This window comes from Neobacillus sp. Fa239, assembly GCF_055395235.1.
In genome coordinates this window covers 1,255,964-1,272,143 of record NZ_AP041611.1, presented here as the reverse complement: position 1 = coordinate 1,272,143, position 16,180 = coordinate 1,255,964, and the positions used below count along the sequence as shown (strand labels likewise).

Here is a 16,180-nt window from a genome sequence, read left to right as displayed (position 1 = left end):
TCCAAAAATTAAATTAAATGAGAAAATCTTCGTTACGATTCTCATTTGCTTACCTTTGACATTTTTTATTATAGGACAAGGATAGATAAGAGTCAATATTAAATTATAATTAATTTAAATAAATATTTATTATTAATTATAAGCTAATTTTCCCCTCCATAAGTTTCTCCTAAAAAAATAAATCTATAACAATTTTCACCATTATTTGCTATTAGTTTACCATGAATGCAAGTAAGGATAAAAATAAAAAGTCTTATTCTGTTTGAGGGTTTCCTTTATAGTTAAGATAGCTCGTCATAACTTTAATAGCCTCTTCAATTGCCTGTTCATTCGGCGTTAATTTGGCATGATGTAAGCCAAATGGTGAGTCGACACCAAGCCAAAACATCAGTCCAGGAATCTCCTTGAGCATAAACCCAAAATCTTCACCCGTCATTGCTTCCCTGCATTCGACTACCTCTACAATCGATTCTTGTCTTAAATATTGAATAAAATCCCTTGTCAGTCCTTCATCGTTATAGACCTGATAGTACATGGAACCAAAGTCAATAGATGCTTCACAATCAAAACCGATTTCAATCCCTTTTATCAGAGAATTGATTCGCTGTTTAACTTTTTTCATTGATTCAGGCGACAATGTTCTAATCGTTCCTTCAAGTCTTGCCTTTTCAGCAATAATGTTTTGAACAGTACCGCCGGTTATTTTCCCTATTGTGACAACCGCACTATCCAGGGGGTCAACATTCCTTGACACAACCGTTTGGAGCTGATTGACTAAGTTACATGCGGCAACTACCATATCATTGGTTTGATGTGGATAAGCCGCATGCCCGCCTTTACCCTTTAAGTCAATAAATAACTCCGATGTATTGGCAAACAGCAGCCCTTCTTTAAGAGCAATGGTCCCGACAGGATATTCAGGAGCAATATGCAAGGCAAAAATGATATCCGGCTTCCACTCTTGCATCATTTCAGATTGAAGCATAGGTTCAGCACCGCCAGGCCCTTCCTCTGCCGGTTGAAAAATAAACAAAAGGTCATCGTCAATGGGGTTATCCACGAAATGGGTCAGAATGCCGAGAGCAATACTCATATGGAAATCATGACCGCAGGCATGCATTTGCTTTGGATGGGAAGAGGAAAAGGAAAGACCTGTTTCTTCTTCAATTGGCAGCCCATCAATGTCCGTACGGTACCCGATTAACTTCCTAGGGTTTAATCCGTGTATTTTAACAAATAGACCGGTTTTCCATTTTTTTATGGAAATCCGTTCCCCATTTAATGATTGCAAATAGGTTAATAAATATTCTTGTGTCTTAAACTCCTGAAAGCCTAATTCAGGAATTTGGTGAAGGTCACGACGAATTTGCACAAAAGAATTCACACTGCTTGCCTCCCATTAACTACGAAGAAAGCGTGGAGATTATCCACGCTTTCACAGAAATTTTATAACTGACGAAGCGCATCCATAATTTCTGTCTTCGATTTAGTCTTCTCATCAATTTCTTTAATCTTTTTAGCTGGAATCCCCGCTACAACTGTATAAGGAGGAACATCATCGGTAACAACGGCACCAGCAGCAACCACTGATCCTTTGCCGACTCTAACCCCTTCCAGTACCACGGCATTTGCTCCAATTAGCACATCATCTTCAATCACAACCGGTTCTGCTGAAGGTGGCTCAATAACACCGGCTAAAACGGCGCCAGCCCCGATGTGACATCTCTTTCCTACTGTTGCTCGTCCACCTAACACAACATTCATATCAATCATCGTTGAATCACCGATAACTGAACCAATATTAATAACGGCACCCATCATAATGACGGCATTATCACCAATTTCTACTTGATCACGAATCGTCACACCCGGTTCAATTCGGGCATTAATGTTATTTGTATTAAGTAAAGGAATGGCTGAGTTACGGCGGTCACTTTCGACAACATAATCCTCAATCTTTCCTTTGTTTTCTTCCAGGGCTGAATTAATTTCAGACCACTCGCCGAAAACAACACCTGTGTTCCCGTTAATAAATACTTTTGCTTCACTTCCAAAATCGATTCCTTCCAGGTTTCCTTTTAGATAAACCTTAACGGGTGTTGACTTTTTGCTTTTTTGGATAAAAGAAATAATTTCGTGCGCGTCCATTTTTTTCATTAATAGATCCTCCTTGCTATGTACTAAAAATTACTTTAACAAACGAAAGTACTGAAAACAATAAAAAATTAAATTATTTCTCTGAATCTGAAATGTATTCTTTAATTAATTCAACAAATGCCTGAACCTGCTTGAGCTGAAAGGCCGATTCATACCCCAAAAGCCAAGTATCCCGCTTTAACGGCTGGTTGTTTCCATCTAATAGAGGAATTTTAAAAATTTGTTTATCGGCATTATTTAACGTAATCGCCGGTAAAATAGAATAGCCTATCCCATTAAAGGTCATTTGTTTACATGTCTCAATCTGATCAACAATAATGGTTCGCTTCGGTGATGATTTAAAGTTTCGCATCCACCAATCTTGAATTTCCTGATAGTAATTGGAATCACTTTTAAATTGAATAAAAGGTCTATCGGTTTGGAGAACTTGCTCTGGACTCTTGATTTCCCGATCAACTAAGTAAAGCGGATCATGAAAAAGATGAACCTTCATCCCCTTCCAATCGGGGGTACCTCGAATAATGCCAATATGAACTTGATCATCGTATAAACATTTTAATATTTCGCTGCTCCAGCCCGTTACAAGCGAAATTTTTGCTTGAGGATATGTATCAATAAATCTTTTCAATACCTGAGGAAGCCAATTTTGACCTACAATGGATGCAACAGCAATTTTTAAGGTTCCCGATACGCCTTCTTTTAGAGAAAAAATGGTTTCACGGACTTTTTCCTCTTTATTCAAGACCTCGTTTACAAATTGAATCACCAGTTCACCAGCAGGTGTAAGTGATAGTCCTTTTTGTGAGCGGATAAATAATTTTGTTCCCCAATCTTTTTCAATGGTCTGTAAGCGCTGAGATAAAGCTGGCTGGGAGACAAACAGACGTTCTGATGCTTTACGCATATTCATCTCTTGAGCTAAAACGGATAATAACTGAAATTCTGACAATGAGGACAATGGCATCCCTCTTTATATGTTTTTTTAGACGGCACTCTTTTTAGGTATAAAGAGTACGAGAATCAAACTAATGACAGCAAAGATTAATACAATAAAATAGACTGCGTTAAGCGAAACGGTTAAACCATTCTGAAGAAGATGGCGGACTGTTCCCGGTAACTTATTCCGATCACGTTCGCTCAAAAGTATATTGACTGAATTAACGGATAGTTTATTCCCAAGATGCCTGGCATTCTCGTATAAATAATGATTGATCCGGCTATTTAGAATGCCTCCGAGTAACGCTGCCCCAATGGTGTTCCCCAGATTTCTCATGAACATATTGGCAGCCGTGGCAATCCCTCTTTGCTGCCAGCTGACTGTACTCTGTATGGAGACAATAAAGGCAGTAGATGTTAATCCCATCCCTAAACCAACCAGGAAAGAACCGGATGCAGCCCAAAGAGGTCCTGAATTCGCTGACATCGTTACAAACGCAATACTGCCAATTACTAATGCGATTCCTCCAATAATAGAGGTTTTTCGGTAGCCTATCGTGATTAACATTCTACCCGAGAGTGTTGAAGCAAGCGGCCAGCCAATTGACATGGTTGTTAAGGTAAATCCGGCAATGATAGGGGTTTGTTCCATCACACCTTGTACAAAGGCAGGTAAAAAGCTCGAAATTCCAATTAACATGATACCAGTTGTTAAGGAAGTAATATTGGCAATAAAGATTGACCTTTCCTTCCATATACTAAATGGCATAACCGGTTCCACTGCACGTCCTTCTTGGAACACAAAAGCAATGAAGGCAGCACCGCATAGGCCTAAAAGTGATAAAGCCTGCCATGAGCTCCATGACCAGTGACTTCCTCCTTCAACAAGGAGGAACATCAGAGTAGAAATGGCAACGGTTAACAAAACCGCCCCGAGATAGTCGATTTTATGTTTTTTCTTTTCAACATTTTCATGCAGGTATATGGTCAACCCTGCCAATGAAAGAATACCAAGCGGGATATTGATCCAAAAAACATAGTGCCAGCTTACATATTGGACAAGTAAACCACCTACAGCAGGGCCAGTTATCGCTGATATTCCCCAAACACTAGAAAGATATCCTTGAATTTTTGCCCGCTCCTCAGCCGTGTAGATATCCCCAACGATTGTGGTCGCAATAGGCATAACGGCTCCTGCACCAAAACCTTGAATAAGCCTAAACAGAATCAGCAGCTGCATTGATGCAGCAAAACCACATAGCGTCGACCCTAGTAAAAAAACAATAATTCCGAAAAATAAAATCGGTTTTCGCCCAAATAAATCAGATAGTTTCCCGTAAATGAGTACGGTTACCGAATTCATTAACAGATAGGCTGAAAAAACCCAGCTATAGTATTGAAATCCTCCCAAATCACCAACAATTGCCGGCATTGCTGTGGATACAATGGTTGCTTCAATCGCTCCCATAAACATTGCGAGCATAACAGAGGCCAAGACAAAATGCTTTTTGGTTTGCTTCCTTGGCGAACTGGTCTCAGCAGTTTGATCGATTGAATCTGCCATCATTCTCTCCCCTTTAAAAATAGCTCCCGGTACGGGAGCCATAATATTGCCATTATGATTTTTTAAATCTTTTTATAATTTTATTTAATTCATGAAGCACTTTACTTCTTGGCAATATTCCTTCAAAGAAGCCTTCATTTGATTCAATACAAATAAATGGATGATTAACAAGCAATTCAAGGCAGGTTATCAAGGAAGCTGAAATATTGATCCTTGGTACTTCCCTTTTCATAATCTCTTCTACTCGTTTGTTTTCAAGTTTTTCAAATTCAATTCTTTCCAGCCCTAAAATGGAGTCCATAATAATCGGGGTACTGATTAATCCATGCAATTTATAGTGTGGATCTAAAACTGGAATCGCTGTATATCCGCTTTTCGTTAACACCAATAATGCATGTTCAAGATTATTACCTATTTGGACATGTGCGACACGCTCAGATGGTATCATAAAATCTTTAATATTTAATTCTAAAAATTCCCCACTGTGAAGACTGATCATAAGCCGAACTCCTCAAAATTTGTTTTTTCCAAATTCATTCTAACATAGTTTATGAGGGCGTTGTCATTTTTAACTATGTACAATTCAAAAAAGAAAGGAACCTTTCTGGTTCCTATTGAATCAAGTCAAAAATTTCAATTGTTATCATGTCGATATTGTCAAATTGATATCGTTTTGGCTTTTCCTTGTCATTATATACTTCTAATTCAAACGTTAACGTTTTCGGATGGAAGGTAACCTGACACTTTCTTTCACCATTTACTTCAAAATAGCGTTGTGCTGGCTCACCACTACCTGATTGTTCTTGAAGATTTTTTAATCGAGTTAAAATTCCCTGAAGCTGTGACATATGCTTATCTCCTTTCGAAACACAAACAACCTTCTATAAATAGGTTTCTCATTTGGAATGTTTCTATCCTTATTGTTTATTGACAGAATTTTTCAACTTAGAATTTATATGCCAATATTAAAAGAATAAAATAATACCAAGCATTTGTCCAAGCAAAAATGAGGAAATAAGCATTTTTTTTTAAATTAATGATGATTATTGCCCTTTACAATAACTGTTCGTGCTCAAATAAGTATTGATAGCTTATGTCAATAAACAAGTACTCATTTTCATTCATTGGAAATGAAAAGGTTCGTATGGATTCTCCTGTTTCAATATCACAATATAAGTCGGACAAAATTCCTTTCCGCTCATTTCTCATTTTAATAATATTTTCTAAGAAGTAAGGACGCCAGCTCCAATTTTTTTGAATATATTCTGTTTGTGTTTCCCATCCATTTATTCCTTTAAAAATATTAGCGGAATTTTGAAAACCATCTTCATTACATACATACATTCTAAAAGCGATCTCATTCATTTCTTTGATCAAAGCAAGAAAAAGTTCTTCATAGCCAGCCTTTTTATTTTTCATCACAATTTCTTGAACTTTTAATTGAAAAAATTCCGCTGTTGTATAAACAGCCTCTAATTTTCTTTTTTCATAGGAAATAAAATCATGGAATTTTTCTCTAAGCCGCTCTTTTAGCAAATCCCTTGGAATAAATTCTGCAGCTGGCGGATGAAGATAATACCCTTGATAATACCGGCCTCCATTCTTCCAGGCGAATTGAAGCTGGTAGCTCATTTCAATATTTTCAAACAATAATGTTGCACCAATTTTTCTTGCTAAAAGGGATAAGGAAAAAAGAACATCATTAAAATTAGTCCCTGTAGATGTCGATTTTAATGCATGGAGATTAATTTTCAAAAAATCCGGCTCCAATTGACCAATTCGTTCAAAATAATTGCTTTCACTTTCAATTCGTGCAATCGCGATATTAATTCCATATGTCCGGTAATACTGCAGGAGATGGTCCAATTGGTCGATATCTCCTTTGTAATTGCGATCCGAGACCTCTATAACAATTCTGTCTAGTTTTACCCCCTGCTTTTCAAATGACAGGAGCTCCTGTAAAAAAGGTTCCCCGTGACCAAACATTAATAATTCCGCGCTGCGATTAAAGAAAATTTTGATATCCTCTTCTAGTTTTACCGCTCTTTCAAGTGCCTTTCTCGCTAACAGCTGGTCCACTTCAAACTTATATTCATCAGGAATTTGATCATCCTGAAAAAAAGGTCCAAGGCTTATAATATTACCTTCAGAACGGAATCTCCCTAACACTTCATAAGCGATGACCCGCTGCTCTTCCGCACTAAAAATCGGTTGAAAAAAAGGAATGACATTTTCAAGATCCGCCAGGATATCCAATGCATCCATCCGACTACCTCCACAATATGATTTATTCCATTATACCATACCAATATATACAATACGTCATTCGTGCGCTTTCGTTCATTTCCAACAGGATAACGGCCTCGTTTCCCGGTTGTTTTTTTATGTATATTTTACAGAAATTTGAATATTAACCTATTAGACAACTCTTTTAAGCAGATTTTTCTTTTTCCAGAAAGTTTTACTTGCTTTATAGAAAATTTTTTTAAGAAAATACAAAATGACGGTCTTTTCAGAGAGTGGAGAATATGGAGGAAGGTTTGTAAAAAATGGCTAAAAAAATGACCAGAAGAGTTATGCTAAAACGCACATTGGGTGCATTCCTCACTCTATTTGGCTTAAGTTCCGGCGGCTATGTGTATGCCAATCAAATTGAGCCCAGCATGCTTGATACAAATATGCTAGAAATAAAACATCCATTAATTCCAAAGAGCTTTTCAGGAAAAAAAATTGTTCAATTCAGCGATACCCACTTGGGATTTCAATATAATCACACCCAATTTAAAAAATTAATTCAAAAAATTAATAGTCTGAATCCAGATCTTATCCTTTTTACAGGGGATTTAATGGACGAGCCAAACCGATATCAGCAAATCCATAAAATTGTTCCGCTTTTACAGCAACTAAAAGCCCCGCTGGGAAAGTACTGTATTTATGGAAACCATGACCATGGCGGGTATGGGTCTGAAATCTATCGAAATGTTATGGAATCTGCCCAGTTTACAGTCTTATTGAATGATTCCAGGCCGATACTGCTTAAAGATGGAAGCTCCATTTATTTAGTTGGCGTGGATGATGCCATGTTAGGCAAACCAGATATTCCTTTAGCACTTGCGCATGTCCCATATTCTAAATTTAAAATCTTATTATCCCATGCCCCTGACCTTGCAGATTTAGCCTCAAAGTATAATATTCACTGGCAATTCAGCGGTCATAGCCATGGTGGTCAAGTAAAATTGCCCTTTTTTGGGGCTTTAATTAGACCGCCATTTGCAGAAAAATATCCTGAGGGTTACTATTCGATAGGTACTAAGCCATTTTCCTTATATGTAAATAGAGGAATCGGGACAACTCGCCTTCCATTCCGGTTTATGGCCAAACCCGAATTAACTGTTTTTACATTACAACAAGAAAATACAAAATAAAAACCCTTATCTATGAGAGATAAGGGTTTTTTAATCAACTGCCAAGAATTTCTGCTCGACCTCTGATGAAGAGATTGGTTTTGAATAATAGTAGCCTTGAATTTTATGACAATCAGCTTTCATTAAAAACTCAACTTGACAGCGATTTTCTACTCCTTCAGCAATTACTTCAAGGCCCAGGCTTTTCCCAAGATGAATAATTGTTGAAGTGATTGCAGCATCCTTTTCGTTTTCAAGAATATCCTTAATAAAGGATTGATCGATTTTTAAAACATCCAATGGGAACTGTTTTAAATAATTGAGGGAAGAATACCCGGTTCCAAAATCATCAACGGCAATCGTAATTCCTAATTCTTTTATTTTATTTAAAATGGGAATCGTTTCTTTTGTATCCTGCATGGTTCCTTCAGTGATTTCAATTTCTAAAGAAGACCCCGAAATTCCATACTTCTTTACGATAGAGCTTATCACATTCACTAAATTTGGCTGTTGGAATTGCTTTGGCGAAATGTTTATCGCCACTCGAATATCATGATATCCTTTACTATTCCATAAATGGATTTGCTCACAGGCTTTTTCAATGACCCAATGTCCAATTGGTACAATAAGCCCCGTGTCCTCTGCTAATGGGATGAATTGACCGGGTGAGATCAAACCAAGCTCGGCGCAATTCCATCTTAAAAGAGCCTCAAAACTCTTTACCTTACCGCTCGAAATCTCTGTCTGCGGCTGAAAATATAAAACAAATTCGTTTTTATCAATTGCTTTTCGTAATTGGGTCTCCAACGTTACGACATTGGTAAAGCATGTGTTCATATCACTTCGATAAAATTGATAATGTGCCTTCCCTCTTTCTTTTACCCGGTAGAGTGCTTCATCTGCATTTTTGATTAACATTTCAGCATCTTTTCCATCATTTGGATACATACTGATACCAATGCTCGGTGAAATAAAATATTCTTGTGAATTAAAATAAAAGGACTGAGCAAATGCTGAAAAAATCTTTCTGACAAACGCACTTGTTTGATTACGAGTGGTATTTAGGAGCAATATGTTAAACTCATCTCCGCCTTGACGATAAACGAAGCAATGTTCACGTTGAAACTGTGCCAAGCGGAAGGCAACACTTTTTAAAATTTCATCTCCCGCCAAATGACCTAATGTATCGTTTAGATGTTTAAATCGATCCAAATCGATAAATATTAAAGCAAATTCCTTTTTATTTCTAACCGGGGATGTAATATTTTTGTTTAAATGCTCTAATAAGGCTCGTCTATTGAAAATTCCTGTTAACTGATCATGAAAGACCATAAATCGAATTTTTTCCATATTTTCCGCTTGTTCGGATAAATCCTTACAAATCACATAAAGTCCTCTGATTTCATTATGAATCACAATCGGTACGGTTTTTAGATGAATAATTATTAGTTGGTCTTCGGAATGAATAAATCTGTAATCAAGTGATTCAAGTGCATAACCTGAGCAGGTTTTTTCAATAAGGTTTTTAAAATCAGCTAAATCTTGGTCATGAATGAAGTCATACATCGACCTTGTCGTCATCTGCTTTTGTGAATAGCCTGACAGCTTACTCGCAGCAGGGTTTGCTTCAATTATTTTACCGTCTAAATTTATCGTAAAAATTGCGTCCATATTATTGTCAACAATTGAGCGATATCTTTGTTCACTTTCAATTAATTTATTTTTCTCCATTGACCATTCTGCTTCCAATTTTGAAGTAAATTTACTTTTTAAATGAACCATTTTATCATCCCTTTAAAAAGTTTCTAATTTTTTAAAATAATGTTTTTACATTCTTGTATTTCTATTTTACAATTAAATCAAAAGAAAGAAAGTGAATTTAATGAAAATATTGATTATTTCAAGAAAATTTCTTGAATAATATCATTCACAATTGTTTTAGGGAAATACTACAAATAATTGTTGGAAATTACCGGAGATTATAGTTTGAATTATTTTCAGGAATATTCAATAATTATTATTATTGCTCGAAATAGGTATAATAAAGATGTTGTGAAAAATAGAAAGGAGAACAAATCTTGAATCCGGACCAGAAACATCCCCCAACACAGGTTAATATTACCATCGAAAACCTCTCACAAGCTGTTTTTATTGTCAATCGCCATGCAAAAACAGCGATTAATCCCAAATTTTTATACAAATTAAAACATGAAGCATTAAAAAAATTAATTATGGAGGGAAAAGCCAAAAAAGTGGGCCTCCATTTTTCTGAAAACCCTAGAAACAGTCAACAGCAATCAGATGTATTAGTGGAATGTGGAAGATACACTTTCCATATACCGCCAACAAAAGCTGACTTTGCAGAGCTTCCCCATTTAGGAAAACTAGACGGTCATGTCAGAAATCCTAAGGCTGCCCTATCTTTAAGCCAGGCGAAGGGATTACTTCAATCCTATACAGGGATTTCTGAGACAAGACAGCCCCCCTCAAAGCCTAAAAATAATCAGCGTTCCTACCAAAAGCCTATTTTCAAAAAGCTGGGAGAAAGATATTCATAATAAGGGCCATCACAGGATGGTCTTTTTGTTTGTATTTAATTGAATGTATAAATGGTAGAATCTTGAGGAGATATTGACTATAATCAAACTAATTCTACATAAAAGCTAAAGTAATTTTGGAAGGATGAGCAAGGGTGGAGCAATTTCTAAATCAAAGAGTTAAAGATATTGAAATATCCGGTATAAGGAAATTTTTTAATATGGTCTCGCATATGGACGAATTAATTTCACTTACCATTGGACAACCCGATTTTCCTACACCGGGACATGTTAAGCAGGCGGGCATACAGGCAATTGAAGAAAATTTCACCTCCTATACCCACAATGCAGGCATGATAGAATTACGTCAAGCAGCATGTGATTTCCTGAAAAAAAAATATAATCTGGACTATCGTGCGGATTCAGAAGTGATTGTAACAATAGGAGCGAGCGAAGCGATTGACATTGCCTTTCGGACAATCTTAGCCGAGGGAACAGAGGTCCTTATGCCCGGACCAATTTATCCCGGCTATGAACCTATTATCCAGATGTGCGGAGCTGTTCCGGTTCATGTCGATACAAGGGATAATCAATTTCGATTCAATCTTGACATGATTAAGCCATATGTAACCGAGAAAACTCGCTGCATTGTGCTGCCGTATCCCTCCAATCCAACTGGTGTGAGCCTGAGCCAGTCCGAATTAGAGGAAATTGCTCATTTTTTAAAAAGCCGTAATATATTTATTCTTGCCGATGAGATATATAGTGAGTTGACATATGAGCAGCCTCATACATCAATCGCTTCTTTTCTAAAAGAAAAAACGATTGTCATCAATGGATTATCAAAATCCCATTCGATGACAGGCTGGAGGATTGGGTTTTTATTTGCTCCCGAATATATAACAAAACATATGCTAAAGGTTCATCAATATAATGTTTCCTGCGCTAATTCTATTGCACAAAAAGCAGCGTTGGAGGCACTTACAACAGGGATTGATGATGCGATTCCGATGAAAGAGGAATATGAAGAGAGGAGAGACTTTTGTTTTAACCGATTACTCTCCATGGGCCTTTCAGTTGTGAAACCAGATGGTGCCTTTTATTTCTTTGTCAAAATTCCAGATTGTCTTCAATTGAATAGCTTTGATTTTGCTTTAGATCTCGTCAATAAAACCAAAGTAGCCGTTGTCCCTGGCAGTGCTTTTTCCAAATTTGGCGAAGGCTACTTCCGCTTATCATTCGCATGTTCGATGGAAACCTTGACAAAAGGTCTAAATCGCCTCGAAGATTATTTAAAAAAGTGACAATAAAAATCGTACCTCACTGTTTAGTGGGGTACGATTTTTATTAACCATTATATTTTCCGTTATTCTTCGGAGCCTTTTCTTTTTTGGCTTTATCTTTATGAATCTTATTGGCCGCTGCAGAACCCATTTCATGAGCAAATTCTTCGTTTAGCTTTGAAGAATCAAAGCCTTTTTTATTTTTTTGCTGCGGGTCATTTTTTTTCGTCCGTTTCGCCATTTAAATTCCTCCTAATAGAAATTCTTTCTTAGTTTCTTTTATCCTGGAGGAATTTATTCTTTTCATTCATTTAGCTTTTCCAATACTTATAAAGCGCGTGTGTTCCGCTATTTTCTTCACCTTGTGCAGCCAATTGATCATATAAGGACTTTGCCAAGGCTAATCCAGGTGCTTCCATCCCGATTAATTCTGCTTCCTCCAAGGCAATTTTCATATCTTTAATAAAATGCTTTATGTAAAATCCAGGCTCAAAATTCTTATTTAACATTCTTGGTACATAGTTACTAAGTGACCAGCTGCCTGCTGCACCGGTGGAAATGCTTTTTAAGACATTCTCCGGGTCCAAACCGGCTTTTTCAGCATAGATAATGGCCTCACATACCCCAATCATATTGGTAGCAATCGCGATTTGATTACAAGCTTTCGTGTGCTGACCTGCACCCGCTTTTCCTTGATAAACAATATTGGTTCCTAAATGTTCCAGAATAGGACGAACATCTTCAAACGCTTTAGGATCGCCCCCTGCCATAATCGAGAGCTTTGCCTCTCTGGCCCCAACATCCCCTCCGGAGACAGGTGCATCTATGGTTTCAATTCCCCGCATTTTAGCCTCATCGTAAATTTTGGCAGCAAGCGTTGGTGCCGAGGTCGTCATATCAACCATATAACTGCCTTCTCGACCATTTGGAATCAAGCCGTTTTCTCCCAAATATACTTCTTCCACATCCGTTGGATAACCAACAATTGTAAAAATCACATTTGCCTTCTTGGCAATCTCCTTTGGTGATTCAGCCCAAATGGCTCCTCTTTCTAATAACTCCGATGCCTTATCTTTTGTTCTCGAATAAACAACCATTGGATAGCCGGCATTTAACAGATGTCCTGCCATACTTTTACCCATTACCCCGGTTCCAATAAAACCTATGACTGTATTTTTGGGTGATAACAAAATAAATCTCTCCTCTTTAAAAATTTCGTTTATTTCATTGTAACATAAAAAGACCGGAACGATTAAACCGTTCCGGCCGTGCTCCATCTCCAAATTTATGCACAAAATTAGAATACCCTTAAATGGATTTAATCATACCGCCGTCCACTAAAAATGAGCTTCCAGTCATATAAGAATTTGCATCCGAAAGCAAAAACGCAGCAAAATCAGCAAATTCCTCAGGTGTCCCATACCTATTTAATGGAATACTCGCTTTAACCTTTTCTTCAATTGTTTCACGAGAAACGCCAAGTTTGTCCGCATTAATTTGGTCTAAATGCTGAACTCGGTCTGTTGCAATTCGTCCAGGAGCAATTGTATTGATTAAAATATTATAGGGAGCAAGTTCAGAAGCCAGAGTCTTTGCAAGTCCAACAATACCTGTTCGAAACGTATTAGAAAGGATCAATCCCGGAATCGGCTCTTTAATCGAAGATGATGCGATATTTAATATTTTACCGCCTTGTTTTTTTAAATAAGGCAGGGATTCACGAATTAAGCGTACATAGGATAATAGATTTAATTCAAAGGATGCCTGCCACTCATCATCCGTTAATTGTTCGAATGAACCGGCAGGCGGCCCGCCGGCATTAGTAACAAGGATATGTATTCCATCAAAAATTTCATTCGTTCTTTTGACAAGCTGCTTTATTTCTTCCTGCTTCGTAATATCTGTTTGTTGATAAGCGACTTTTCCTTTTGCTAATGTTTCGAGGATCCTTGCCTTCTTTTTTAACTTGTCTTCATCGCGGCCTGTGATCATGACATTGGCCCCCTCTTTAACAAGCCGTTCTGCTATGGCAAATCCTAACCCTTGGCTAGAGGCAGCGATAATGGCTGTTTTACCTGTCAGGTTTAAATCCATTTTAATGACTCCTCTCATTATGAACATATGAACGAAAAAGACCAGCAGTGAACACAGCCGGCCTTTTCGGTTAGTATAATTATTTAGTGGCAGCCTTGACAGCTTCGACTACTTGAGAAGTGGTTTGCATATTTAAAACGGTTTGAGCTAACTTTTCCATGTCTGTTTTCGTTAAGTTTTTAATCAGTGAACGAGCTTTTAAAATTGAGGTAGCACTCATTGAAAACTCATCAAGACCAAGACCTAATAGGACTGGAATAGCTGTTTCATCCCCAGCCATTTCACCGCACATACCAGCCCATTTGCCTTCTGCATGCGCTGCATCGATCACCATTTTGACCAATCTTAAAATGGATGGACTATATGGCTGGTAAAGGTAGGATACACGTTGATTCATACGATCCGCTGCCATTGTATATTGAATTAAATCGTTCGTGCCGATACTAAAGAAGTCAACTTCTTTGGCAAATTGATCGGCAAGGACTGCGGTGGATGGAATTTCGACCATGATTCCTAATTCAATTTTTTCAGAAACCTTAACACCCTCGGTGATAAGCTTTTGTTTTTCTTCTTCAAGAATTGCTTTTGCAGAGCGGAACTCATCCAAGGTTGCAATCATTGGGAACATAATTTTTAAGTTTCCATAGCTGCTCGCACGAAGCAGGGCACGAAGCTGTGTACGGAATATCCCTTGCTCTTCCAGACATAAACGAATGGCCCGGAAACCTAAAAATGGATTAAGTTCCTTCGGCAGCTCCAAGTATGGAAGCTCCTTATCCCCACCAATATCCAAGGTACGAACAACAACGGGTTTGCCATTCATTCCTTCTAATACAGCTTTATAGGATTCATACTGTTCTTCCTCGGTTGGAAGCTGGTCTCTACCCATGTAGAGAAATTCAGTCCGGTATAGACCGACCCCTTCACCGCCGTTTTCGATTACACCCTTTAAATCATTAGGAGTACCGATATTAGCAGCTAATTCAACATGATGACCATCAGCAGAAACAGTCTGCTCATTGACTAATTTCGCCCACTCGGCTTTTTGTGCTTCATATTCTTCGTGAACTTTACCGTATTCGTTTACTAATTCCGGTGTCGGATTAATATGTACTTCACCTTTTAATCCATCCACAATGACCAAATCACCATTGTTTATTTCTTCAGTGGCTGTTTTAGTCCCTACCACAGCAGGGATTTCCATCGAACGTGCCATGATCGCAGAATGCGAAGTCCGCCCGCCTATATTGGTCGTAAATCCTTTTACAAATTTACGATTCAATTGCGCTGTATCAGAAGGGGTTAAATCCTCGGCAATAATAATCACTTCTTCGGCAATCATGCTCGGATTAACAATTTGAACGCCTAATAAATGAGATAGCACCCGCTTCGTCACATCGCGAATATCTGCTGCCCGTTCCTTCATATAGTCGTTATCCATTTGTTCAAACATCATAATGAACATATCAGCCGTGTCTTTCAGAGCTGCTTCAGCATTTACTTTTTCTGATTGAATTTTATCTTCAATTGGGCCGTTTAATTCCGGGTCGCTCAATACAAGAAGATGGGCATCGAAAATGCAGCTTTGTCAGCTCCCAAGTCAACTTGTGCTCGGTCACGAATCGCTTCAAGTTCTTGCTTGGAAGTTGCAACAGCTTGGCGGAAGCGTTCCACCTCTGCTGTCGTATCGGCTACTTCTTTTTTTTCAAACGATAAATCTGGTTCAACTAGACGGTATGCTTTAGCAATAGCAATACCGTTTGATGCAGCAATACCATGTAAAAACGACATTATTCAGCCAAACCTTCTTTATTCAAGGTTTCTGCAAGGCTGTTTAAAGCATCATTAGCGTCACTGCCCTCCGCTGAAATGGTAATATCAGCACCTTGACCAATTCCTAAAGACATAACACCCATGATGGATTTCAAGTTTACTTTTTTGCCTTTATATTCTAATTGAATTTCAGAATTAAATTTGCTCGCAGTTTGAACTAATAATGTTGCCGGTCTTGCATGAATACCTGTTTCTGCTGTTACTTTGAATTGCTTTTCTGCCATGAAAATCAAACTCCTTTATCCTAAAAAATAATGATTAACTTCATTTTGTTGCCTGCCTCATTAACTTATACAATCAACTTATTTTAGTCAACTATACGTTAATAGACTAAAATAATCCCTAACAATTATTTTGCACGTTAATTGTCAA

Annotated in this window: 15 protein-coding genes and 1 pseudogene; 3 read left to right on the top strand and 13 right to left on the bottom strand. The window is 37.7% G+C overall.

Features of this window, described 5'->3' with window-relative positions:
- Positions 1–253: 253 nt before the first annotated feature.
- From ACZ5XR_RS06050 to ACZ5XR_RS06020, 7 genes are all read right to left on the bottom strand, one after another.
- Complete coding sequence (locus ACZ5XR_RS06050) at positions 254–1,384, bottom strand: N-acetyldiaminopimelate deacetylase (protein ID WP_464500777.1); 1,131 nt, start codon at positions 1,382–1,384, stop codon at positions 254–256.
- A gap of 62 nt (positions 1,385–1,446) precedes the next feature.
- Positions 1,447–2,157 carry a 2,3,4,5-tetrahydropyridine-2,6-dicarboxylate N-acetyltransferase gene (gene dapD, locus ACZ5XR_RS06045; RefSeq protein WP_464500776.1) on the bottom strand — a complete coding sequence of 237 codons (711 nt, stop codon included), beginning with the start codon at positions 2,155–2,157 and terminating at the stop codon, positions 1,447–1,449.
- A gap of 73 nt (positions 2,158–2,230) precedes the next feature.
- Positions 2,231–3,121: a LysR family transcriptional regulator gene (locus tag ACZ5XR_RS06040; protein ID WP_464500775.1), complete on the bottom strand. Its 891-nt coding sequence runs from the start codon at positions 3,119–3,121 to the stop codon at positions 2,231–2,233.
- 18 nt (positions 3,122–3,139) lie between these two features.
- Positions 3,140–4,657, bottom strand: a complete 1,518-nt coding sequence (locus ACZ5XR_RS06035; protein ID WP_464502232.1) for an MDR family MFS transporter — start codon at positions 4,655–4,657, stop codon at positions 3,140–3,142.
- Between the two features lie 52 nt (positions 4,658–4,709).
- Positions 4,710–5,156 (bottom strand): cyclic-di-AMP-binding protein CbpB, encoded by a 447-nt coding sequence (gene cbpB / locus ACZ5XR_RS06030; protein ID WP_464500774.1) that lies wholly within the window; start codon positions 5,154–5,156, stop codon positions 4,710–4,712.
- A 112-nt stretch (positions 5,157–5,268) separates the two neighbouring features.
- Positions 5,269–5,505, bottom strand: a complete 237-nt coding sequence (locus ACZ5XR_RS06025; RefSeq protein ID WP_464500773.1) for a YkuJ family protein — start codon at positions 5,503–5,505, stop codon at positions 5,269–5,271.
- 205 nt (positions 5,506–5,710) lie between these two features.
- Positions 5,711–6,922, bottom strand: a complete 1,212-nt coding sequence (locus ACZ5XR_RS06020) for an EAL domain-containing protein (protein WP_464500772.1) — start codon at positions 6,920–6,922, stop codon at positions 5,711–5,713.
- A 284-nt stretch (positions 6,923–7,206) separates the two neighbouring features.
- Here ACZ5XR_RS06020 and ACZ5XR_RS06015 point away from each other — a divergent pair, with 284 nt between their 5' ends.
- Complete coding sequence (locus ACZ5XR_RS06015) at positions 7,207–8,082, top strand: metallophosphoesterase (RefSeq protein WP_464500771.1); 876 nt, start codon at positions 7,207–7,209, stop codon at positions 8,080–8,082.
- 30 nt (positions 8,083–8,112) lie between these two features.
- On the opposite strand, the gene ACZ5XR_RS06010 is transcribed toward ACZ5XR_RS06015, so the two are convergent.
- Complete coding sequence (locus ACZ5XR_RS06010) at positions 8,113–9,843, bottom strand: putative bifunctional diguanylate cyclase/phosphodiesterase (protein WP_464500770.1); 1,731 nt, start codon at positions 9,841–9,843, stop codon at positions 8,113–8,115.
- Between the two features lie 296 nt (positions 9,844–10,139).
- Here ACZ5XR_RS06010 and ACZ5XR_RS06005 point away from each other — a divergent pair, with 296 nt between their 5' ends.
- Entirely contained in the window at positions 10,140–10,619 is a 480-nt protein-coding gene (locus ACZ5XR_RS06005; protein WP_464500769.1) for a YkyB family protein, read from the top strand.
- A gap of 134 nt (positions 10,620–10,753) precedes the next feature.
- Positions 10,754–11,902, top strand: a complete 1,149-nt coding sequence (locus ACZ5XR_RS06000; protein WP_464500768.1) for an aminotransferase A — start codon at positions 10,754–10,756, stop codon at positions 11,900–11,902.
- A gap of 43 nt (positions 11,903–11,945) precedes the next feature.
- On the opposite strand, the gene ACZ5XR_RS05995 is transcribed toward ACZ5XR_RS06000, so the two are convergent.
- The 5 genes and pseudogenes from ACZ5XR_RS05995 to ACZ5XR_RS05975 all read right to left on the bottom strand — a co-directional run bounded on the left by ACZ5XR_RS05995 (position 11,946) and on the right by ACZ5XR_RS05975 (position 16,032).
- Positions 11,946–12,122, bottom strand: coding sequence for a hypothetical protein (locus tag ACZ5XR_RS05995; protein WP_464500767.1), 177 nt, complete (start codon positions 12,120–12,122; stop codon positions 11,946–11,948).
- Between the two features lie 70 nt (positions 12,123–12,192).
- Entirely contained in the window at positions 12,193–13,071 is an 879-nt protein-coding gene (locus ACZ5XR_RS05990) for an NAD(P)-dependent oxidoreductase (protein ID WP_464500766.1), read from the bottom strand.
- A 118-nt stretch (positions 13,072–13,189) separates the two neighbouring features.
- Positions 13,190–13,975, bottom strand: a complete 786-nt coding sequence (locus ACZ5XR_RS05985) for an SDR family oxidoreductase (protein WP_464500765.1) — start codon at positions 13,973–13,975, stop codon at positions 13,190–13,192.
- Between the two features lie 79 nt (positions 13,976–14,054).
- A pseudogene (ptsP, locus tag ACZ5XR_RS05980) lies at positions 14,055–15,766 on the bottom strand (phosphoenolpyruvate--protein phosphotransferase).
- Entirely contained in the window at positions 15,766–16,032 is a 267-nt protein-coding gene (locus ACZ5XR_RS05975; protein WP_464500764.1) for a phosphocarrier protein HPr, read from the bottom strand. Before ACZ5XR_RS05975 ends, ptsP begins: the two are co-directional and overlap by 1 nt.
- Positions 16,033–16,180 lie beyond the last annotated feature (148 nt).

Coding starts and splice junctions, on each gene's coding strand:
- ACZ5XR_RS06020 (WP_464500772.1), bottom strand. CDS start 6,922: ATGGATGCATTGGATATCCTGGCGGATCTTGAAAATGTCATTCCTTTT.
- ACZ5XR_RS06035 (WP_464502232.1), bottom strand. CDS start 4,657: ATGGCAGATTCAATCGATCAAACTGCTGAGACCAGTTCGCCAAGGAAG.
- cbpB (WP_464500774.1), bottom strand. CDS start 5,156: ATGATCAGTCTTCACAGTGGGGAATTTTTAGAATTAAATATTAAAGAT.
- ACZ5XR_RS05995 (WP_464500767.1), bottom strand. CDS start 12,122: ATGGCGAAACGGACGAAAAAAAATGACCCGCAGCAAAAAAATAAAAAA.
- ACZ5XR_RS06025 (WP_464500773.1), bottom strand. CDS start 5,505: ATGTCACAGCTTCAGGGAATTTTAACTCGATTAAAAAATCTTCAAGAA.
- ACZ5XR_RS05985 (WP_464500765.1), bottom strand. CDS start 13,975: ATGGATTTAAACCTGACAGGTAAAACAGCCATTATCGCTGCCTCTAGC.
- ACZ5XR_RS05975 (WP_464500764.1), bottom strand. CDS start 16,032: ATGGCAGAAAAGCAATTCAAAGTAACAGCAGAAACAGGTATTCATGCA.
- ACZ5XR_RS06010 (WP_464500770.1), bottom strand. CDS start 9,843: ATGGTTCATTTAAAAAGTAAATTTACTTCAAAATTGGAAGCAGAATGG.
- ACZ5XR_RS06015 (WP_464500771.1), top strand. CDS start 7,207: ATGGCTAAAAAAATGACCAGAAGAGTTATGCTAAAACGCACATTGGGT.
- dapD (WP_464500776.1), bottom strand. CDS start 2,157: ATGAAAAAAATGGACGCGCACGAAATTATTTCTTTTATCCAAAAAAGC.
- ACZ5XR_RS06040 (WP_464500775.1), bottom strand. CDS start 3,121: ATGCCATTGTCCTCATTGTCAGAATTTCAGTTATTATCCGTTTTAGCT.